Source organism: Brevundimonas viscosa (genome assembly GCF_900116065.1).
In the GTDB taxonomy this organism is placed as follows: domain Bacteria; phylum Pseudomonadota; class Alphaproteobacteria; order Caulobacterales; family Caulobacteraceae; genus Brevundimonas; species Brevundimonas viscosa.
The window spans coordinates 657,492-676,543 of record NZ_FOZV01000001.1; the positions used below are offsets into that span (position 1 = coordinate 657,492).

At 70.9% G+C, this 19,052-nt stretch carries 20 protein-coding genes; 10 read left to right on the plus strand and 10 right to left on the minus strand.

Annotated elements, in window-relative coordinates; translation table 11 throughout:
* Positions 1–54: 54 nt before the first annotated feature.
* Positions 55–336, plus strand: a complete 282-nt coding sequence (locus BM333_RS03290; RefSeq protein WP_245777121.1) for an ArsR/SmtB family transcription factor — start codon at positions 55–57, stop codon at positions 334–336.
* A gap of 59 nt (positions 337–395) precedes the next feature.
* The gene (locus BM333_RS03295; RefSeq protein WP_143105752.1) at positions 396–899 is read left to right on the plus strand and encodes a hypothetical protein; all 504 of its coding nucleotides are present in this window, start codon (positions 396–398) and stop codon (positions 897–899) included.
* Positions 900–905: 6 nt separating this feature from the next.
* Here the strand turns inward: BM333_RS03295 and BM333_RS03300 are convergent, their stop codons facing one another.
* The 6 genes from BM333_RS03300 to nepR form a co-directional block, all read right to left on the minus strand.
* Positions 906–2,354: an NAD-dependent succinate-semialdehyde dehydrogenase gene (locus BM333_RS03300; protein WP_092307238.1), complete on the minus strand. Its 1,449-nt coding sequence runs from the start codon at positions 2,352–2,354 to the stop codon at positions 906–908.
* 34 nt (positions 2,355–2,388) lie between these two features.
* A complete protein-coding gene (locus tag BM333_RS03305; protein ID WP_092307240.1) occupies positions 2,389–4,056 on the minus strand; it encodes an MFS transporter in 1,668 nt (555 codons plus the stop codon).
* A 169-nt stretch (positions 4,057–4,225) separates the two neighbouring features.
* On the minus strand, positions 4,226–4,363 hold the full coding sequence (locus tag BM333_RS03310; protein WP_092307242.1) for an entericidin A/B family lipoprotein: 138 nt from the start codon (positions 4,361–4,363) through the stop codon (positions 4,226–4,228).
* Positions 4,364–4,403: 40 nt separating this feature from the next.
* Positions 4,404–6,173 (minus strand): sensor histidine kinase PhyK, encoded by a 1,770-nt coding sequence (gene phyK, locus BM333_RS03315; protein WP_342741657.1) that lies wholly within the window; start codon positions 6,171–6,173, stop codon positions 4,404–4,406.
* Positions 6,174–6,177: 4 nt separating this feature from the next.
* Positions 6,178–6,786, minus strand: a complete 609-nt coding sequence (locus BM333_RS03320) for a sigma-70 family RNA polymerase sigma factor (protein WP_092307244.1) — start codon at positions 6,784–6,786, stop codon at positions 6,178–6,180.
* On the minus strand, positions 6,783–6,977 hold the full coding sequence (nepR, locus tag BM333_RS03325; RefSeq protein ID WP_092307610.1) for an anti-sigma T factor NepR: 195 nt from the start codon (positions 6,975–6,977) through the stop codon (positions 6,783–6,785). The genes BM333_RS03320 and nepR overlap by 4 nt, the downstream gene beginning before the upstream one ends.
* A gap of 189 nt (positions 6,978–7,166) precedes the next feature.
* Here nepR and phyR point away from each other — a divergent pair, with 189 nt between their 5' ends.
* Positions 7,167–7,961: an anti-anti sigma factor/receiver protein PhyR gene (phyR, locus tag BM333_RS03330; protein WP_092307247.1), complete on the plus strand. Its 795-nt coding sequence runs from the start codon at positions 7,167–7,169 to the stop codon at positions 7,959–7,961.
* A gap of 69 nt (positions 7,962–8,030) precedes the next feature.
* Here phyR and BM333_RS03335 read toward each other — a convergent pair whose 3' ends face one another.
* Positions 8,031–8,411 carry a hypothetical protein gene (locus BM333_RS03335; protein ID WP_092307249.1) on the minus strand — a complete coding sequence of 127 codons (381 nt, stop codon included), beginning with the start codon at positions 8,409–8,411 and terminating at the stop codon, positions 8,031–8,033.
* Positions 8,412–8,723: 312 nt separating this feature from the next.
* Between BM333_RS03335 and BM333_RS03340 the strand changes: the two genes are divergently transcribed.
* Positions 8,724–9,746 carry an NADP-dependent oxidoreductase gene (locus BM333_RS03340; RefSeq protein WP_092307252.1) on the plus strand — a complete coding sequence of 341 codons (1,023 nt, stop codon included), beginning with the start codon at positions 8,724–8,726 and terminating at the stop codon, positions 9,744–9,746.
* Positions 9,747–9,760: 14 nt separating this feature from the next.
* Positions 9,761–10,168 carry a hotdog family protein gene (locus BM333_RS03345; protein ID WP_092307255.1) on the plus strand — a complete coding sequence of 136 codons (408 nt, stop codon included), beginning with the start codon at positions 9,761–9,763 and terminating at the stop codon, positions 10,166–10,168.
* Between the two features lie 143 nt (positions 10,169–10,311).
* Here the strand turns inward: BM333_RS03345 and BM333_RS03350 are convergent, their stop codons facing one another.
* Together BM333_RS03350 and BM333_RS03355 are read right to left on the minus strand one after the other, a co-directional pair.
* Positions 10,312–11,109 carry a SapC family protein gene (locus BM333_RS03350; RefSeq protein ID WP_092307258.1) on the minus strand — a complete coding sequence of 266 codons (798 nt, stop codon included), beginning with the start codon at positions 11,107–11,109 and terminating at the stop codon, positions 10,312–10,314.
* Positions 11,110–11,191: 82 nt separating this feature from the next.
* Positions 11,192–13,231 carry a TonB-dependent receptor domain-containing protein gene (locus BM333_RS03355; RefSeq protein WP_245777122.1) on the minus strand — a complete coding sequence of 680 codons (2,040 nt, stop codon included), beginning with the start codon at positions 13,229–13,231 and terminating at the stop codon, positions 11,192–11,194.
* Positions 13,232–13,312: 81 nt separating this feature from the next.
* Between BM333_RS03355 and BM333_RS03360 the strand changes: the two genes are divergently transcribed.
* From BM333_RS03360 to BM333_RS03380, 5 genes are all read left to right on the plus strand, one after another.
* A complete protein-coding gene (locus tag BM333_RS03360) occupies positions 13,313–13,807 on the plus strand; it encodes a Fur family transcriptional regulator (RefSeq protein WP_092307262.1) in 495 nt (164 codons plus the stop codon).
* A gap of 37 nt (positions 13,808–13,844) precedes the next feature.
* Positions 13,845–14,735 (plus strand): alpha/beta fold hydrolase, encoded by an 891-nt coding sequence (locus tag BM333_RS03365; protein WP_092307264.1) that lies wholly within the window; start codon positions 13,845–13,847, stop codon positions 14,733–14,735.
* Positions 14,736–14,810: 75 nt separating this feature from the next.
* Entirely contained in the window at positions 14,811–16,313 is a 1,503-nt protein-coding gene (locus BM333_RS03370; protein WP_092307266.1) for a CoA-acylating methylmalonate-semialdehyde dehydrogenase, read from the plus strand.
* A gap of 4 nt (positions 16,314–16,317) precedes the next feature.
* Entirely contained in the window at positions 16,318–16,782 is a 465-nt protein-coding gene (locus BM333_RS03375) for a GNAT family N-acetyltransferase (RefSeq protein ID WP_092307268.1), read from the plus strand.
* 87 nt (positions 16,783–16,869) lie between these two features.
* Positions 16,870–17,763, plus strand: coding sequence for a hypothetical protein (locus tag BM333_RS03380; protein WP_092307270.1), 894 nt, complete (start codon positions 16,870–16,872; stop codon positions 17,761–17,763).
* A 118-nt stretch (positions 17,764–17,881) separates the two neighbouring features.
* Here the strand turns inward: BM333_RS03380 and BM333_RS03385 are convergent, their stop codons facing one another.
* Positions 17,882–19,051, minus strand: coding sequence for an aminotransferase class V-fold PLP-dependent enzyme (locus BM333_RS03385; protein WP_092307273.1), 1,170 nt, complete (start codon positions 19,049–19,051; stop codon positions 17,882–17,884).
* Between the last annotated feature and the right edge of the window lies 1 nt (position 19,052).

Here is a 19,052-nt window from a genome sequence, read left to right on the forward strand (position 1 = left end):
AACATGTCAAGCGAGGCGAATCAGGACCGGGTTTTCAAGGCCTTGTCGGCGGGGGTGAGGCGGGCCCTGCTGGATGCGCTGAAGGACGCGCCCCAGACCACCGGCGCCCTGTGCGAGCGCTTCCGGCCGCTGGACCGGTGCACGGTGATGCAGCATCTCAAGGTGCTGGAAGGCGCCGACCTGATCATCGTCCAGCGCAAGGGGCGCGAACGGTGGAACCACCTCAATCCCCTGCCGATCAAACAGGTCCACGACCGCTGGATCGGCCCGCACGCCGCCCGTGCGGTCGAGGTGCTGGAGCGGATGAAAACCGATCTGGAGCAGACCTCCGATTGACCCTTGCCCTGGTCCGGCGGACCGCCATGTTGAAGTCGGACTTCGCGGAGGGTGACCGAATGAACAGGACCGTGGCCATGTGGTTCGCCTTCGCAGGGCTGAGCGGCTGGTGGAGCCTCGCGGCCGCCGGTGCGGGCGAGGGCGGGTTCCTGTCTGGCCTCCTGACGATTCTGGCCTTGGGTTGCGCCCTGAACGTCGGTGTGCGCGATCGGGTCATGGCGGGATTGCTGTGGGCCTTCTCCGGCCCGGGTCTGCGCATCGTCCTGATCGTGATCGGGACGGCGTTTCTCTGGCAGCTCGTCGGCGTGGAACTGGCGCTGCTGATGGCCGGGGACGTCCTCGCCTATGTCGAGGTGGTGGCCGCCGTCAGCCTGATCGCCGCCAGGACCCGGCTCGGCCCCATCAGGGCGGCGTTGGCCGTACGGGTGCGGCTGGTGGCGGCGAGGGTGCGGGCGTGGCCGGCTGTGCTGGCGAGGTCGGCGCGCGCGGTCCGGCCGGTTCGCCCGACACCGCCTCCACCCGAGGACGGCGACGGGGCGTTCGAAGGGTGGGCTTTGGCCTGACGCGGTTCAGCGCAGCGCCAGCGTCACTTGTTTGATTTCGACATATTCGTCGATGCCGTGGACCGAGCCTTCCCGGCCGTAACCGGACTGCTTGACCCCGCCGAACGGGGCGACGGCCGTCGAGATGATGCCAGTGTTGACGCCGCACATGCCGGCCTCGATGCGCCGTCCCATGCGCATCGCCCGGTCGAGGTCGCGCGTGAAGACATAGGAGGCGAGGCCGAACTCGCTGTCGTTGGCCTTGTCCAGAACCTCGTCCTCGCTGTCGAAGGGGAAGACCGGGATCAGCGGGCCGAAGGTCTCCTCGCGGCGGAACAGGGCGTCGTCGCCGCCCAGCGTCACAGTCGGCTGGAAGAAGCGACCGCCCAGCGCATGGGGCTCGCCGCCGGTCAGGATCTCGCCGCCCGAGGCCTTGGTCAGGGCGAGGTGATCCTGGACCTTGCGGACGGCCTTGTCCTCGATCAGGGGGCCGACCTTGACCCCGGGGTCGAAGGCGCCGCCGACGGGAATCTGCGATACCGCTTCCGCCAGCCGGCGGGCGTAGTCGTGGGCCACCGACCGCTCGACGTAGACGCGGTTGGGACAGACGCAGGTCTGGCCCGAGTTGCGGAACTTGCCCCTGATGGTCTCGGCCACGGCGAGGTCGAGGTCAGCGTCGGCGAAGACGATCAGCGGCGCAGCGCCGCCCAGCTCCATCGACACCCGCTTCAGGGTCGGGGCGCACTGTTCGGCCAGCAGCCGGCCGATGGGGGTGGAGCCGGTGAAGCTGAGCTTGCGGATCAGCGGCGAGGCGGTGAGCACGCCGCCGATGGTCGCGGCGTCGCCAGTGACGACGCTGAGCACGCCCTTGGGCAGGCCCGCCTGATACGCCAGTTCGGCCAGGGCGATGGCGGTGAAGGGGGTCTGGCTGGCCGGCTTGACCACGGCGGTGCAGCCGGCGGCGAGGGCCGGCCCCAGCTTGCGGGTCAGCATGGCCGCAGGGAAATTCCACGGCGTGATGAAGGCGCAGGGGCCGACCGCCTCGCGGAAGGTCAGGATGACGTGGCCCAGCGGACTGTCCTGGGTCTCGCCGATCAGGCGCTCGGCCTCGCCGGCGAACCATTTGATGAAGCTGTTGGCGTAGGCGACCTCGCCCTTGGCCTCCTCGAACGGCTTGCCGTTCTCGAGCGCCATGAGGGCGCCGAGGCCCCCGGCGTTCTCGTCGATCAGCCGGGCCCATTCGCGCAGGAAGGCGGCGCGGTGGTGCGGATCGGAGCGGGACCAGGCGGGGAAGGCCTCGTGGGCGGCGCGGATCGCGCGCTCCGTTTCAGCCGCGCCCAGGTCGGGGACGTGGCCGATGATCTCGTCCGTGGCGGGGTCGTCGACGGCGATGCGGGCGTCGGCCGTGACGGGCTGGCCCGCGATGAGGGCGTGCTCGCGCAGGAGCTTGAGGCCGGCGTCTCGGGCTTGGGTCATGGCTTCGTCCGGTTCGGGGAGGAACGGAAACGTCTCAGGTGGCGATCGTGTTCAGGTCCCGGTGACGCGTTTCCGGCAGCCACAGCAGGCTGACGATCACGGCGACCAGCGTGAAGAAGACCGAATACCACAGGCCGAAGTAGATGTTCCCCGACCACGCCACGAGGGCGAAGCTGGCCGCCGGTAGCAGGCCGCCGACCCAGCCGGTGCCGATGTTGTAGGGCAGGCTCATCGCCGTGTACCGCACCCGCGTCGGGAACAGCTCGACCAGGGCCGCGGCCTGAGGCCCGTACAGGGCCGTGGCGGCCACCATGAAGACCATCAGGATGGCGAAGACCAGCGGCAGGTTGATGCGTGCGGGATCCGCGGCGGTCGGGTAGCCGACCTCGGCGAGAGCGCCCTTGATGCGGCCCTCGACGTCCGCCCGGGCCGCGGCCAGCGCCGTCGGGTCGAGGGCGCGGCCGTCGACCGACCTGACCTCGGTCGCGCCGATCCGCACCACCGCGACGGACCCGGCCGGGGCGGCGGCGTTGGCGTAGGACACCCCGGCGTTGGACAGCACGCTCTTGGCGATGTCGCAGCTGCTCGAGAAGGCGGCCTTGCCGATGGGGTCGAACTGCAGGGCGCAGGTCGCCGGGTCGGCCGCCACGGTCACCGGCGCCGCCGCCTGGGCCTCGGCCAGGGCGGGGTTGGCGGCGCGCGTCAGGGCGTGGAAGCCGGGGAAGAAGGCGACGAGGGCCAGGATCATGCCGAACAGCATCACCGGCTTGCGGCCCACCCGGTCCGACAGCCAGCCGAAGAAGACGTAAAGCCCGGCCGACGCCACGGTCAGCGCCAGCACCAGCTGGTCGACGGTGTTGGTGTCCACCTTCAGAACCCGCTCCATGAAGAAGCGGGTGTAGAAATAGCCGCAGTACCAGACCGCCCCCTGGGCGATCATGATGCCGAACAGGGCCAGCAGCACGAAGCGGCCGTTCCGCCACGTCAGGAAGGCCTCGCGGTATGGGGCGCGGTGGTCGGCGTCCGACGCCTCGGCCTCCATCCGCCGGTAGGCGGGGCTTTCGTTCAGCCGCAGCCGGATCCACAGCGAGATGGCCAGCAGCAGGGCCGACAGCAGGAAGGGAATGCGCCAGCCCCAGGCGTCGAAGGCCTCGGCCCCGACGGCGGCGCGGGTGGCGAGGATCACGGTCAGCGCCCCGATCAGGCCGAAGGCGGCGGTGGTCTGGATCCAGCCGGTCATGTAGCCGCGCCGCCCTTGGGGCGCATGCTCGGCCACATAGATGGCCGCGCCGCCGTACTCGCCGCCCAGGGCGAAGCCCTGCAGCATGCGCATGACCAGCAGCAGGATCGGGGCCGCGATGCCGATCTGGCCGTAGTCGGGCAGCAGGCCGATGGCGACCGTGGCCGCGCCCATTAGGGTGATGGTGACGAGGAAGGTGGTCTTTCGCCCGGTGCGGTCGCCAAACCAGCCGAACACCAGCGCCCCCAACGGCCGCACCACGAAGCCGAGGCCGAAGGTCAGCAGGGCCATGATGTAGGCGACGGTCTCGCCCGCGTCGGCGAAGAAGTGCCGTGCGATCACCGTGGCGAGCGAGCCGAAGACGAAGAAGTCGTACCACTCGAAGGCGGTGCCCGCGGCCGAGGCCGTCACCACCGTGCGCAGCCCCGGCTCGCGCCCGGCCGCCGCGTCCCCTGTCGCCATCGATCGCCTCCCCGCGTCGGTGCCGGCGGGATGCTGGAGGCGGGCGCGTCCCTGCGCAAGAGGGCTGAGCGGCCTTCAGACAGGCGAAGGCCCGCCGGCGGGGGGAGGGCCGGCGGGCCTTCTTCTCAACCGGGCCGCGGGTCGGGGGAAAACCGCGGACCGGGAACCGTCAGTTCTTCGCGTCTTCTGCCGCGTCGGTGACCGCGTCGCCCGCGGCCGAGGCGTCGCGACCGACGCCCGAGATGGTGTTGCAGGCCGCGGTGGTCAGGGCGGCCGCGGCGGCGATCAGAACGAAAACCTTGCGCATGTTCGAAACTCCAGAGGGGCCGGGGAGGGCGTCTGGCGTATCAACGTGACGGGCCCGGGCCGGTTCCCAGATCCGCCGGATCCAAGGGAACGACGGCCTCCGGCGTGGCGAAGGTCATCCGGGCGATGGTCCCGCCGCCGGGCGCAGGAAGCATCTCGACCTCGCCCCGCAGCTGCTTGGCGAAGGCCCCCATCAGGGTGCGGCCCACGCCGGCGCGGACGGTGTCGTCGACGCCCGGTCCGTTGTCCTCGACCTCCAGCACGCTGGTGTCGCCGTTCACCCGGAACCGAACCTTGAGGTCGCCGCCGTGTTCGGCGAAGGCGTGCTTCTGGGCGTTGGTGACCGCCTCGACCAGCCACAGGGCCAGGGGTGCCAGCTTGTCGGGATCCACGACCAGCGAGTCCGCTTCCACCGAGGAGGTGACCAGGTGGCCGCGGCCGCTCTCGTTGGCGATCAGCTGGCCGACAAGTTCGGTCAGGAAGACGCGCGCATCTGCGTAGCGCAGGTCGTCGCTCTGGTAGAGGGTGCGGTAGATCAGGGCGAGGGCGGCGATGCGCTGGCGGGTGTCGCCCACCGCGGCGCGGGCCGGCGCGTCCTTCAGCGCCCTCTGCTGCATCGACAGCAGGGACGAGATGATCTGCAGGTTGTTCTTCACCCGGTGGTGGATCTCGCGCATCAGCGCGTCCTTCTCCGCCAGCGACGCCAGCAGGGCGGCGTCGCGGGTGGTGATGGTCTCGGCCAGGTCATCCAGCGTCTTCGCCAGCAGGCGGATCTCGGCCGGAGCGTTGACCGCCTGGACGGGGCGGACGGTGAAGCGGCCGCGGGCATAGATGGCGGCGACCCGCTCCAGATAGTCCAGCCAGCGAATGATGATCCGTTCGCTGACCAGCATGACCATGGCGAAGGCGGCCAGCCAGGCCCCGAGCGGCAGCAGCAGGAGGCCCACAGGGTTCAGTCGCGCCCAGGACAGCAGACCGGGCGAGGGCGCCGAGAGCAGGGCGTACACGTCGCGTCCGGCCAGGGCCGCGCCGGCGAAGACCCGATGTCCCTCGGAGGTGTCGGCTTCGAAGACGGCCGAGCCGCTGTCCCGCGCGCGTTCGACCCAGCCGGCCAGCGACGGTCCGCCGGTCAGGGCGAAAGCCTGGGGATCGGTGGCGATCAGAAGCGCCCCCGTCGCGTCTGTCAGCGCCGCCTGGGAATCTTCGGGCAAGGCGGGGTCCGCGACATCTGGCTGCAGGGCGGCGAGCGGGATCAGGGCCGCCATGGCGCCGTCGAAGGCGCCCAGCGGACGCTCGAGGCGCTGGGCGATGATCATCGCCGGCGGCTGGCCTGGCATCGCGGGGGCTCGGGCCAGAACGGTGCTCTCGCCGGCCTGCAGGCGCCGGAACCACGGCGCTTCGCGGGCGCGGTTCAACCAGGCCGGAGAGGCTCCGGTCGACCCGCCCGAAGCGCAGACGGTCTCTCCGGTGGCCGTCACCCGGGCGAGGCCGTCCAGTTCGTCGAGGCGCCCGACGAGATCCGTCAGGCGCGGCTCGCAGAAGACTTCCAGCCCCACGGGCCGCAAGGCCTGGAGGAGCACGCCGGCGCTGTCGAGCCGTGTCTTGGCGCGGGCGGCGGTTCGCTCGGCGGCCAGCTGCAGGTCAGTCCGCCGCTCGAGATCCTGTTCGCGAAACTGCGATTGCGCCTGCACCGCCCCGAGCACGAGGATCGGCAGCAGGGCGCCCGCCATGGCGACGCCCAGCCGGAAGCGGATGCCGTGGATTCCCGGTCGGGCCAGTCCCCGTCCGAGCGTTCGCCCGAGGCGGACCACCGCCTCAGTCCCGAACGCTGCTCAGGCGGTCGGCGTCTGCGAGAATGGAGCGCATGGCGTCGCCGGCCGCGCGCCCGTCACGGGCGTAGCCGCCCTTCTCGAGCGTCGCCTGCAGGGCCTTGCGCGCCCGGGACACGCGGCTTTTCACCGTGCCCACCGCGCATTGGCAGATTTCCGCCGCCTCCTCGTAGGCGAAGCCCCCGGCTCCGACCAGGATCAGGGCCTCGCGCTGTTCCTCGGGCAGGGTCGCCAGCGCCAGACGCAGTTCGTCGAGAGCCACAGGCGACTCCGGGTCGTCGACCGCCACCAGCGTCCGCTCGGCCGCTTCCTGGTCCAGCTGGGACTGGCGCCACGAGCGCCGCTTCTCCGAGTAGAACTGGTTGCGGAGGATCATGAAGGTCCACGCCTTCATGTTGGTGCCCATCTGATAGCTGGCCCGGGCGTCCCACGCCTTCATCATGGCGTCCTGGGCGAGGTCGTCGGCCGCCGTCGGATCTCCGGTGAGGGTGCGCGCGAAAGCCCGCAGGTGCGGAATCAGCGCGACGAGCTCCTTCTTGAAGGCGTCGTCGTCGGCGGAGGGCGGCTTGGGCGGCGGGTTGGACGCACCGCTCATGCGCCACCTTCGCCGGCCGTGCGCTTGTCGGCGCGCCGGAGGATATCGAGAAACTCGTCCGGCACAGGCTCGTTCACGACCTCGTCGAACATATGCCGCAGCTTCACGCCGATGGCCTGCTGGCGAAGACGCGCCTCCTCCAGGCCGGCGCCCTTGGGCGGCTTGCCCGGGGGGTTGGAATTGTCTGTCATCGAAAAAACGGTCGCCACCCTGACGCTATTGATTGAGCCGGAAACGCCAGCCTCTCCCTCCGGTTCCGGCCCGCGAGTCGAAATATGCTCAAGCTGGTCGCTCCCCCGGGAACCGTGACCGATTTGATACGTTGACGGGGACTGCTGCGGTCTCGCTTCCGGAGGCCGAATCCTGTCGGGGACTTACGTATGAGCCTGCTGGCACGCCTTGCGCCACACCTTCCCTATGTCCGTCGTTACGCGCGGGCGCTCACCGGCGACCAGACGACGGGCGACAACTACGTCCGGGTCGCGCTCGAGGCGCTCGCCGCCGGGGAACGCCAGCTTCCCGCCGAGATGACCCCGCGGGTCGCCCTCTATCATGTGTTCCACGCCATCTGGGCATCCACCGGCGCACGGCTGGAGGACCAGAGCGGGCTGGACAACCGCGACGATCCGTCCAACCGGCTGATGCGCATCGCGCCGCGCTCGCGCCAGGCCTTCCTGCTCACCGCTCTCGAAGGGTTCACGCCCTCGGAAGCGGCCCAGATCCTCGACGCCGACGCCCAGGATGTGGAGCGGCTGATCGGCGAGGCACAGTCCGACATCGACGCCGAACTGGCCACGGACGTGCTGATCATCGAGGACGAGGCGATCATCTCTGCCGATATCGAAAGCCTGGTGAAGGAACTGGGCCACCGCGTCACCGGCACGGCCACCACCCACGACGAGGCGGTCGACGCCGTCGCGCGCCACCGTCCGGGCCTGGTGCTGGCCGACATCCAGCTGGCCGACGGCTCCTCGGGCATCGACGCGGTCAAGGACATCCTCAAGCGCATCGACGTGCCGGTGATCTTCATCACCGCCTTCCCGGAGCGCCTGCTCACCGGCGAGCGGCCGGAGCCGACCTTCCTGATCACCAAGCCGTTCCAGCCGGAGACGGTGAAGGCGGCGATCAGCCAGGCCCTGTTCTTCCATCCGTCGCGGCAGAAGGAAGCCGCCTGAGGCGGGTTCTCGACATCCGTCGCCTGCAACAGCGGCCCCGGTCCCGGACCGGGGCCGTTTCGCATGGCGCTATTGACCCTCGACCGGGGTCGCCGCCGGCTCGGCGGCGACGGTCGGCGCGTTGACGTTCGGCGCCTCGCCGGTGGGCGGGGCGGTCGGTTCGCCGGTGGCGGTGGTCGGGGCGTCGGCGGCCGGGATCCGGCTCCCGCCCTCGCCCTGGAAGGCGGCGGCGTCGATGGGCTGGTCCCCGTCGTTGGCGTTGGTCTGCGACAGACGCCCGGCGGAGGCGAACCAGATCACCGCGAAGGCGATGGTCACCAGCGCGATCCCCACCAGGAGCACCATCAGGATGCGCTTTCCGCCGCGGCCCTGACGGACGTACTGGGCCTCGACGGGCCGGCCTTCGTGGACGGCGTCGGCGGAGTGGTCGTGCGGAGATTCGTGGGTCATGGATCGCCTCCCGGCTCGGGTTCGGTGTGGCAGGGGAAACGGATCGCGAGCGTCGCCGTTCCGGCTTCCCCGGGGAGGCGAAAAAAATCGCGGCGGCGCCGGAACCGCGCCGGGGCGCCCCCGTTATCTCGCTGCGGAGGCGGCGACGCCCCCCCGACTTGAGACCGGCCACAGCTGGTCTGTCGCCTCCGCACCTCATTCTCGATGATGCCACTTCGGGCGGACCTTCGGGTCCGCCTTTTTCTTTCCCGACTGGACAGCCCGGCCCGGCGCGCCACTATGTGCGTCCACAAAGAAAACCCGGAGGAGCCAGTGGCCCGAACCAATCGTCAGTGGGTGCTGCGTCAGCGGCCGATGGGGCTGATCAAGCCCGGCGACCTCGAACTCGTCGAGGCGACCCTCCCGGACCTGAACGACGGCGAGGTGCTGATCCGCACCGTCTATCTCTCGCTGGACCCCACCAACCGCACCTGGATGAACGACACCGAAGGCTATCTGCCGCCGGTGCCGCTGGGCGGCGTCATGCGCGGCCTGACCCTCGGCGTGGTCGAGGAGAGCCGGTCCGGACGCTTCGCCGTGGGCGAGGTGGTGACCACCGCCGCCGGCGGTTGGTCGGACTATGCGGTGGTCTCCGACCGTGAGGCCTCGCGGGTGCATCGGGCGCCGGGCCTGCCGCTGACCGCCAACATGTCGGTGCTCGGCATGACCGGCATGACCGCGTGGTTCGGGGTCACCGACGTGCTGAAGCCGCGGGCCGGAGAGACGCTGGTGATCTCCGCCGCCGCCGGGGCGGTGGGCTCGATCGCGGGCCAGGTGGCGAGGGCGCATGGGGCGCGGGTGATCGGCATCGCGGGCGGACCCGACAAATGCCGCTGGCTGACTGAAGAACTCGGTTTCGACGCGGCCATCGACTACAAGAACGAGGACGTCGGCGACGCCCTCGACCGGCTGGCCCCGGACGGGGTCGAGATGAATTTCGAGAACGTCGGCGGCGACATCATGATCGCGGTGTTCAACCGCCTGAAGGTGCACGGGCGCATGGCCGTGTGCGGCCTGATCTCGGCCTATAACGCCACGCGCATGCCGCCCTCGCCGAACTTCGGCCGGATCATCACCCACCGACTGAACCTGCAGGGCTTCCTGGTGATGGACTATGCGCCGCGCGCGAAGGAGATGGTGACCGGCATGGCTCCCATGGTCGTGGACGGCCGCATCAAGTGGAAGGTGCACGTCGCCGACGGACTGGAAGGCGCCCTCGACTCGCTGAACCGCTTGTTCACCGGCGACCACGACGGCAAGCTGCTGGTGCGCGTGTCGGAAGAACCGGCCGCCTGACGGAGTCCCGAGGCATGAGCGAGCCGCTGCACGTCCATTTCGAGGATCTGGGCGTGGGGGAGGTGGTGCCGCTGGGCGCCTGCGCGGTCGATCAGGCCGCGCTGGACGTCTTCATCGAACGCTTCCTGCCCGGCTGGGACCCGGCCTACGGCGCGCCGGACGCCATGGTCTACGCCCTGTGGAGCCGTCTGTTCGCCGACAAGTCGTCCGGCTGGGCCCAGTCCAAGGTGCTGGCCGTCGACGGCCTCAGGTACCAGCGCAACCCGCCGGCCGGCGAGCTGATGCGCGGCCGCATGACCATCATGGGCAAGGACCCGGTCGGCGACGCCAAGGGCATCGTCATCGCCCAGCACGACCTGCTCGACGAGGCCGGGCGGCTGGTCTTCTCGTGCCTGACGCGGTCGCTGCTGGCCCGCAGGTAGTGGCTCGTGGCTGGTGGCTGCTGTCGAAGGGGCAGGGCGCTGTTGCTTGCGCGCACGTATAAAGCCCCGCCGGCGGACCGACGGGGCTGTTCTTCGGACGTGGCTGAGTTCCACCAGCCACTAGGCACTAGCCACTCGCCACTTTACGCGTTCGCCGCCGCCGGCATCGCCGCGGCGCGCTGGAAGGCCATGGCGATCAGGCGATCCCAGCCCAGCAGCGACACCAGGTGGGCGTAGATCTGGCCCAGGGCGCCGTTGTCGCGCAGCTCCGCCAGCTTGTCGGCGGGCAGCTTCTTGAGCTTGTCTTCCGAGACCGCGAAATACTCCGCCAGCTTCTGCGGCTGACCGGCCGTTCCGTCCGGATTGCGCGGGGTGAAGCTGGCCTCGCGGACGTCCAGCAGGTCCAGGTCCTTCAGCAGCTGGACGAAGGCGTCGGTGCGCTGCCGCTCCTGCTCGAAGTTGTTGCAGAACTCCATCGCCTGCTGGGTGTAGGCCGACGGCTGGCCGTTCTCGAACAGCGGCGTGGAGCCGCCTTCGGTGATGAACGGCGCGGCGCGATCCACGCACAGGATCAGGCGCTTTTGCGCGTCGTCGTTGGCGAAGACGAACGGATAGCGACGCACGTAGGCGGGGATGTAGGCCTCGGGGCGGAAGTCGCCTTCGGCGCTGACGAACAGGTTCTCGCCCGCGCGCAGGCCCATCACCGCCACGGGCTGACGCGCGTCGCCGACGAAGATCACCGGGTAGGAGAGGGCCGCGGGAGCGAATTCGGTGACGGTCAGCGGCACCAGGTTGGTCTGGCCGACGAAGGCGTAGGGCTTCTCGACCGGATTGGCGCCCAGCTTGCCGTGCGCCTCGGCCGACAGCGGCTCGGGCTGGCCGTAGAAGAGGACGTTGCCGGAGAGGGCGCCGTTCTGGGCGGAAGCGGTGGTGTCGGTCATGGACGCGATCGAGGCTCTGGAGAGGAAGGGAAGGCGCGCCTTCTAGCCCGGATGGTCCGGGGCGGCAAACGCCTCCGCCGGCCTAGAAGCGGTAGGTCAGGCCGACGCGCAGGTTCCGCCCCGGCAGCGGCGCGATGTCCTTCTGGAAGCTGGCGTGCTCCCGCGCCTCGGCGTCGGTCAGGTTGTGCACCTCGGCGAAGAGCGTCACGTCGCGGTCCGCGAACGGCCGAACGGCTCCCTTCAGGTTGACCAGGGTGTAGCTGTCCGTCGGCCGCTCGAAGGCGGCGGTCCGGTCCTGCTCGCCGACGTGCCGGACCTCGAGGCCGGCGTCGAAACGGCGCGAGGTCCAGTCCAGCCCGACCGTGGCCGACCACGGCGGGATCCGGGCGACCGGCCCGAGGTCCGAGGACGCCCGCACCCAGTCGGCGGCGCCGGCGAGGGTCAGACTGCGGTCTCCACCCTCCCACAGGCGCACCTCGGCCTCGGCTTCGAGACCGCGGAAGCGGGCGTCGGTCTGGACGTATTCGAACACCGGCAGGCCGGAGTCGGCGTCGTCCACGCCCGTGGGGCGCAGATCGATGAAGCCGTCGTAGTCGGCGTGGTAGGCGTGCAGGTCGGCCTCGAACCGGCCGGCGGCGAAGTGAAGCGTGCCCTCGATCGAGGTGGCGACCTCGCTGTCCAGGTCGATGTCCCCGACCTCGAAGGCCCCGGTCGCGGCGTGCGGGCCCTCGGCGAACAGCTCGACCTCGCTGGGCGCCCGTTCGTTGCGCGCCGCGCTCAGGCCGAGGAACCACGAGTCCGATGGACGCAGGAAGACGCCCGCCGAGGCCGAAACGCTGGTGAAGTCGCGCTTCGCCGCCGCGCTCTCCAGCGAGCGCTCGTCGACGCGGACCCCGCCTTCGACGCCCAGGTCGCCGCGGTCGTAGCGCTGCACGGTGTACAGGCCCTGCTCGGCGATCTCGGTGCGGGGCACATAGGCCTCGTCGCCCACGGCGTCGAAGGTGCGGTCCAGCAGCTGGACCCCGACCACGCCCTGCCAGCCGCCGCGCTGGCGCTGGATCAGCTCCAGGCGTCCCTCGCCGCCTTCGGAGAAGAACTGCGTGCCGACCTCGTCGCCCTCGAACTCGGTGTGGGCGTAGTCGGCCCAGCCGGCGGACAGGCGGGCGGCGCTGAACGGGCCGGCGTCGAACGTCAGCTCGCCGCGCAGGTCGTACCGGGTCTGCTCCAGCCCGATCGAAACCCCTTCCTCGCCGTGCCCGGCCTCCTCCTCCTCGTGGTCCTCGTCCCCGTGGGCGTGCCCCGGCACGCCGTAGGTGGTCTCGACGTGCTTGACCGAGGCCCCGACGAAGCCGCGCGGGCCGATCCAGCTCAGGCCGGCCCCGACCTGGTCGAGCTCCACGAAGGTGTTGGCGACCGAGCGCTCCTCGCCGGGCTCCTCGCCCTCCTCGGCCAGCAGCCGCGCGGATTCCGGGAAGACCGGCACGTCGTAGTCCGAGGCGTCGCGGGTGAAGCCGTCCAGGCTCAGGACCAGCGGCCCGGCGTTCGCCTTCAGACGCGCGCCGAAGCTGCGTCCGTCGTCCACGCTGGAGTACTGGGCCGAGACGTGGCCGTCGACGCCGCCTTCGGCCGGCTCCGTCGGGATGCGGTCGTCGATGATGTTGACCACCCCGCCGATGGCCGAACCGCCGAACACCAGCGTCGACGGGCCGCGGACGATCTCGATGCGCCGGGCCTCGGCCGGGTCGACGGCGACCTGGTGGTCCGGCGACACCGAGCTGGCGTCGATCATGCCCAGGCCGTTGGTAAGCACCTGCACCCGCGGGCCCGACAGGCCGCGGATCACCGGCCGGCTGGCGCCCGGCGAGAAGGCGGTGCTGCGCACCCCCGGAAGGCCGCTGACCAGATCGCCGAGGGTCGAGGCCGGGGCGATCGCCAGCGCCTCCTCGTCCAGCACCTCCACGGCCAGCAGGCTGGCGCGGTCGGTCACCCCGAACGGGGTGCCGGTGACGATCACCTCCCCGAGGTCGGCGACCTGGCCGGCGGGCGGCTCCTGGGCGGAGGCGGCGGCGGCGAGAACGGCCCAGGCGGGCGCGGCGAGGAGGAGGGCGCGGAAGGTTCTCATGGCCGAACTGTTATGAGATAACATCACAGAGCGTCAAGCGGGAACGTTGCGACGGCGCGGCGAAGGTCTTAGGTCGAGGACATGGGCGACGCCTGCCATCACCATCACGACGACGGTCCGCCCAGCGCCGAGGCGGTGTCGGTTTCGCTGGCCGCCGCCGACGCCCGTCTCACCGCCGAGGGCGAGCGCATGACGCCGGCCCGCCTGCGGGTGCTGGAGTTGCTGCTGGCCGCCGGCGAGCCGGTGAAGGCCTACGATCTGATCGCCCGCTTCGGCGAGGACGGCCAGCCGGCCAAGCCGCCGACGGTCTATCGCGCGCTGGAGTTTCTCGAACGCAAGGGACTGGCCCACCGCATCGCCTCGATCAGCGCCTATGTCGCCTGCACCGAGGGCGGCCCGGCCCACGCCGCCGCCTTCCTGATCTGCGACTGCTGCGGGGCGACGGCGGAGGTCACCGCGCCGCTCGCCGGTGCTCTCGACCGGGCGGCGCACGACGCCGGCTACGATATCGTCCGGACCACGGTCGAGGCGCACGGTCGCTGCCCCGCCTGCCGCGACGCCGCCGAGGCCGCCTGAACTGGCGGGAGTCCGCGCGAACGCCTATCTGGCCGGCATGGACGCCCTCCGGCTGACCCAGCCCCGCCGCATCACCGTGCCCGTCGCCAACCGCTGGGGCGAGGGGGAGATGGCGGTGCTCGACTTCGGCGACCCGAAGCGGCCGGTGGATCTGGTCTTCGTCCACGCCAATGGCTTCAACGCCATGACCTACCGCAGCCTGCTGGCACCGCTGTCCGGAGCCCTGCGGGTCTGGGCGCCCGACCTGCGCGGCCACGGCGCCAGCGTCCTGCCGGTCGAACCGCGCGGGCGGCGCGGCTGGTCCGACCATCGCGACGACCTGATCGCCCTGCTCGACGCCCTCGACGGCCCGCCAGCCGTGCTGGCCGGGCATTCGATGGGGGCCACCGCGGTCCTGCTCGCCGCCGCCGAGCGTCCGGAGCGGGCCTCGCGCCTCGTGCTTCTGGACCCGGTGATCTGGACCCGCTGGAGCCAGGCCATGCTGCGCCTGCCGCTGTTCGATCGGATGGCCCGGCGCATTCCGCTGGTGCGCGGCGCCCTGCGCCGCCGGGCGGTGTTCGACAGCCGCGAACAGGCGCTGGCCGCCTACCGGGGACGCGGAGCGTTCCGCGGCTGGCCCGACGCCATGCTGGTGGACTACCTGTCCGACGGGCTGGTCGAGACGGAGGCCAGCTTCGCCCTCGCCTGCCCGCCCGAATGGGAGGCCTCCAACTACGCGGCCCAGGCCCACGATCCGTGGGGCGCGCTGAAGCGGGTCGGCCGGCCGGTGCGCATTCTCAAGGCCGCGCACGGCTCGACCTGCCATGTGCCGGAGCGCCCGCATGGCCTGCCGCACGTGAGCGTGGAGACCGTCGCCGACGGCACGCACTTCTTCCCCATGCTGCACGCGGACGTGGCCCGCGACGCCCTGTTCGACGCGGCGGTGTGACGCTGGCGCCGGCGCGCCTCAGGGTCTAAACCGCCGCCCACAAGAACAGGCCTCAGTCAGGGAAACGCCGGCATCATGCGTGACATCAACCACTTCATCGGCGGTGCGAGCTTCACCGGCGCCTCGGGCCGCTTCGGCGACGTGTTCAATCCGAACACCGGCGAGGTGCAGGCGCGGGTCCAGCTGGCCACCGTCGGCGAGGTCGACCGCGCCGTGCAGGCGGCCCAGGCCGCCTTCGATGGCTGGTCCTCGACCAACCCCCAGCGCCGCGCCCGGGTGATGTTCGAGTTCAAGCGGCTGGTCGAGGCCAACATGACCGAGCTGGCCGAGCTGCTCAGCTCGGAACACGGCAAGGTCGTCGCCGACTCGAAGGGCGACATCCAGCGCGGCCTGGAGGTGATCGAGTTCGCCTGCGGCATCCCCCACGCCCTGAAGGGCGAATACACCTGGGGCGCCGGCCCGGGCATCGACGTCTATTCGATGCGCCAGCCGCTGGGCGTGGTCGCCGGCATCACCCCGTTCAACTTCCCGGCCATGATCCCGATGTGGATGTTCGGCGTCGCCATCGCGGCGGGGAACACCTTCATCCTCAAGCCGTCCGAGCGCGATCCGTCGGTGCCGGTGCGTCTGGGCGAGCTGATGCTCGAGGCCGGCGCCCCCGCCGGGGTGCTCAACGTCGTCCACGGCGACAAGGCGGCCGTCGACGCCATCCTGACTCACCCGCAGGTGCATGCAATCAGCTTCGTCGGCTCGTCCGACATCGCCCACTACGTCTACCGGATGGGCGCCGAGCACGGGAAGCGCGTGCAGGCCATGGGCGGGGCCAAGAACCACGGCATCGTCCTGCCCGACGCCGACATGGACCAGGTCATCAAGGACCTGACCGGCGCGGCCTTCGGCAGCGCGGGCGAGCGCTGCATGGCCCTGCCGGTGGTGGTGCCGGTCGGCCAGAAGACCGCCGACGAACTGCGCGAGCGTCTGGTCGCCGAGATCCCGAAGCTGAAGGTCGGCGTCTCGACCGACGCCGACGCCCACTACGGCCCGGTGGTCAACGCCGCCCACAAGGCGCGCGTCGAGGGCTGGATCGAGAAGGGCGTGCAGGAAGGCGCCGAGCTGGTCGTCGACGGCCGCGGCTTCAAGTTGCAGGGCCACGAGAACGGCTGGTTCATCGGCCCGTCGCTGTTCGATCACGTCAAGCCGGAGATGGAGTCCTACCGGGAGGAGATCTTCGGTCCGGTGCTGCAGATCATGCGCGCCGCCAGCTTCGAGGAGGCGCTGCACCTTCCGTCGCAGCACCAGTACGGCAACGGCGTGGCCATCTTCACCCAGAACGGCCGCGCGGCGCGCGACTTCGCCGCCCGGGTCAACGTCGGCATGGTCGGCATCAACGTGCCGATCCCGGTGCCGGTCGCCTACCACACCTTCGGCGGGTGGAAGCGCTCGGCCTTCGGCGACATCAACCAGCACGGCATGGAAGGCCTGCGCTTCTGGACCAAGACCAAGACGGTCACCGCCCGCTGGCCCGACAGCGAGCTGGAGCACGCCGACAGCTCCTTCGTCATTCCGACGATGGGTTGACGCCGTGGGCGTCGTCGTCCGGCCGGCGTCCGCCGCGGACGCCGAGGTCCTGCACCGACTGATGCTGGGGCTGGCCGAGCACGAGGACCTGGCGGCCTTCGTGGCCGCGACCCCCGCCAGCCTGGCGCAGGCCCTTTCGGCGACGCCGCCGCGTGCGGCCTTCCTGCTGGCCGAACTCAACGGCCGGCCGGTCGGCTATGTCTCCTGGACCCGCGTCTACGGCATCTGGCGGGGCGGGGACTATCTGAATCTCGACGATCTGTTCGTGGTCCAGGACGCCCGGGGAGCCGGCGTCGGCGAAGCCCTGATGCGGGCCTTCGCCGACGAAGCGGCCAGGGACGGACTGACGGCCCGTTGGGAGGTCAGCGCCGACAATCACGCGGCCCAGCGCTTCTACCTGCGGCTCGGCGCCGAGCTTGAGGGGAAGGTCATCGCGCGCTGGACCCCCTCGGCGATGGGCGAGGCCTGAACCGTTCGCCTCTCCGGCGTTCGCGGCAGCGCAAATCGGTGTTAGGCGTTAGGCTTGACGAACCGCCAAGCTGGAGCGCTCCCTCGCATGCGACGCTTTTTCGTCTGGTCCGCCCTCGCCGCCGTGATCGGGCTCGCCCTCGCGGGCGGGGGCTACTGGGCGTACTGGAACTTCTACGCGCGCTTCCAGCCGGTGACGGTCACCCGCCACCAGGCCGAGATCCAGCAACTGCTCGACGAGAGCTCGTGGATCTCCGCCGGCGGGGGTGGGGCGCCGCTGTACATCGTCGGCTATCGCGACTCCGCGGCCATGCAGCGCTACGAGGCCGAGGAGATCCCCAAGCTGCGCGCAGCCGGCGTCGAGGCGCGCATCATCGTCTTCGCCCGACCCGACCGCGAGGGTCTGACCCAGTCCACGGCGGCGGAGCGCGCCACCGTCGCCGAGTTGTGGCTGACCCGCGACTGGGTGCTGTACCAGCGCTGGACCGCCACCCCGTCGCGCAACTGGACCGCCGCCGGCATTCCCGCCGCCGACGGCAACCTGGCCCGCTCCGCGGTGGTGGACGCCGGACGGGAGTTCGTCGCGGCGCTGTCGCGACATCTCGGGGACGCGGGGCTGCAGACCCGCTATCCGCTGATCGTCTGGCGCGACCGCGAGGGCTTCATGAAGGCCTGCGCCTGTTCCGACAGCCGCTCGTGGGCCTTCATCCGCGACGACCTCGATGCGCCGGACCGGATCGACCCCGCGCCGGTGACGGGGGTGGAGCCCCTGCCTTATCCCGACGGCGGCGACGCCAGCCTGCCCTATCCCACGCTGCCGCCGATTCCGCCCGCCGCCGGCGAGACGGTGCCGACTGACCCGGCGGTCACGCCGCCGCCCGCCGCCGACGCGCCCGCGCCGGCGCCGCGCCCGGCCCCGTCACGGCCGGCGACGCCGGCGCCTCCCAAGGCGAAGAAGAGCGACGACACCACCTTCTTCTGACGCTCCCGGAGCCCGGCCCGGCGGGTGTCGCGCATGTCCGCCACGCACCGGCTGTCCCCGGGGGGAGGTATCGTCTGTCCCTCCGGGGATGTCTCCCAAATCCCCCCCCCCCCCGGGATCAAAGAACCCGGTCGCAGGTCCCGATCAGCCGCTCCACGTCGGCCTCGTCCTGGTACAGGCCGAAGCCGAAGCGGATGACGTCGTCGCGCACGTCGGTGACGACCCCGGCCTCCAGCAGGCGGGCCTTCCACGCCGCGGCCTGCGGATGGCGCAGCGCGAGGAAGCGCGCGTGCGCCGCGTCCGCGCCGAGGGGATTGAGGACCTCAGCCGCGGCCAGGCGACCGGCCCGCCCTTCGCCCAACGCGGTCTGGAAGGCTCGCATCAGTCCAAGGGTGTGGGCCGACACCGCCGCCGTATCGAGTCCGGCTTCGTCCAGCATGCGTCGCACGCCGTTGAAGCGGTAGAGGGCGGTGAAGTCCGAGGTCGCGCCCCAGAACCGGCCGGCGTCCTCCCGGTACTGCACTCCGTTGGGCGGGCCGGTCAGATTGCCGAATTCCGCGAACCATCCGGTGATCACAGGGCGAGGGCAGAACCCGTGGGGCGCGTGCATGAACGCCGCGCCCTCGCCGGCCATGGCGTACTTGTAGCCGCCGCCCAGGTAGAAGATCCGGTCCGCCACGGCCGACAGATCGGTCGGCATCGCCATGAAGCCGTGATAGCCGTCGACGACCACCCATGGCCCGGCCGGGTCGGCCACAGCCGCCAGCTCGGCGATGCGACCGAACACCTGCCCGGTGCGGAAGAACACCTGGCTGACCATCACCAGATCGAATCCGCCCCCGCGCGCCGCCTCCACGAACCGCTCGGCGAAGCTGTCGAACGGGTGCAGCGGGATGCGGGTGATCACGGCTTCGCCCGCCTCTTCCCAGCGCTCGCCCTGGCGGCGGAACGAGTGGAACTCGCCGTCGGTCGACAGGATGCGCACTGGCTTGCGTTCCACGCCCGAGACCAGGCGCAGCAGGAAGTCGTGGGTGTTGGAGGCGAACACCACCGTGTCGGGCGACGGAAGGTTCAGCTCCGCCGCCACGTGGCCCTGCGCTTCCGGCACGACCTCGCCGAAGATCAGGTCCCACTTGCGGTCGGCGAAGTGGTTGGCCTCGATCCACGCCCGCACCTGGCCGTCGAAGCTGGCGTCGGGCCACAGGTGATGGCTGTGCGCCGCGAAATGCAGCCGGCCCGGATCGAGCGACAGGGCGCGGGAGAACAGGTCCTTGCGCGCCCCCGCCATG

Coding starts and splice junctions, on each gene's coding strand:
- BM333_RS03320 (WP_092307244.1), bottom strand. CDS start 6,786: ATGAGCGGTGCGTCCAACCCGCCGCCCAAGCCGCCCTCCGCCGACGAC.
- nepR (WP_092307610.1), bottom strand. CDS start 6,977: ATGACAGACAATTCCAACCCCCCGGGCAAGCCGCCCAAGGGCGCCGGC.
- phyR (WP_092307247.1), top strand. CDS start 7,167: ATGAGCCTGCTGGCACGCCTTGCGCCACACCTTCCCTATGTCCGTCGT.
- BM333_RS03335 (WP_092307249.1), bottom strand. CDS start 8,411: ATGACCCACGAATCTCCGCACGACCACTCCGCCGACGCCGTCCACGAA.
- BM333_RS03300 (WP_092307238.1), bottom strand. CDS start 2,354: ATGACCCAAGCCCGAGACGCCGGCCTCAAGCTCCTGCGCGAGCACGCC.
- BM333_RS03370 (WP_092307266.1), top strand. CDS start 14,811: ATGCGTGACATCAACCACTTCATCGGCGGTGCGAGCTTCACCGGCGCC.
- BM333_RS03385 (WP_092307273.1), bottom strand. CDS start 19,051: ATGGCGGGGGCGCGCAAGGACCTGTTCTCCCGCGCCCTGTCGCTCGAT.
- BM333_RS03295 (WP_143105752.1), top strand. CDS start 396: ATGAACAGGACCGTGGCCATGTGGTTCGCCTTCGCAGGGCTGAGCGGC.
- BM333_RS03350 (WP_092307258.1), bottom strand. CDS start 11,109: ATGACCGACACCACCGCTTCCGCCCAGAACGGCGCCCTCTCCGGCAAC.
- BM333_RS03310 (WP_092307242.1), bottom strand. CDS start 4,363: ATGCGCAAGGTTTTCGTTCTGATCGCCGCCGCGGCCGCCCTGACCACC.
- BM333_RS03360 (WP_092307262.1), top strand. CDS start 13,313: ATGGGCGACGCCTGCCATCACCATCACGACGACGGTCCGCCCAGCGCC.
- BM333_RS03355 (WP_245777122.1), bottom strand. CDS start 13,231: ATGAGAACCTTCCGCGCCCTCCTCCTCGCCGCGCCCGCCTGGGCCGTT.
- BM333_RS03380 (WP_092307270.1), top strand. CDS start 16,870: ATGCGACGCTTTTTCGTCTGGTCCGCCCTCGCCGCCGTGATCGGGCTC.
- BM333_RS03305 (WP_092307240.1), bottom strand. CDS start 4,056: ATGGCGACAGGGGACGCGGCGGCCGGGCGCGAGCCGGGGCTGCGCACG.
- BM333_RS03345 (WP_092307255.1), top strand. CDS start 9,761: ATGAGCGAGCCGCTGCACGTCCATTTCGAGGATCTGGGCGTGGGGGAG.
- BM333_RS03365 (WP_092307264.1), top strand. CDS start 13,845: ATGGACGCCCTCCGGCTGACCCAGCCCCGCCGCATCACCGTGCCCGTC.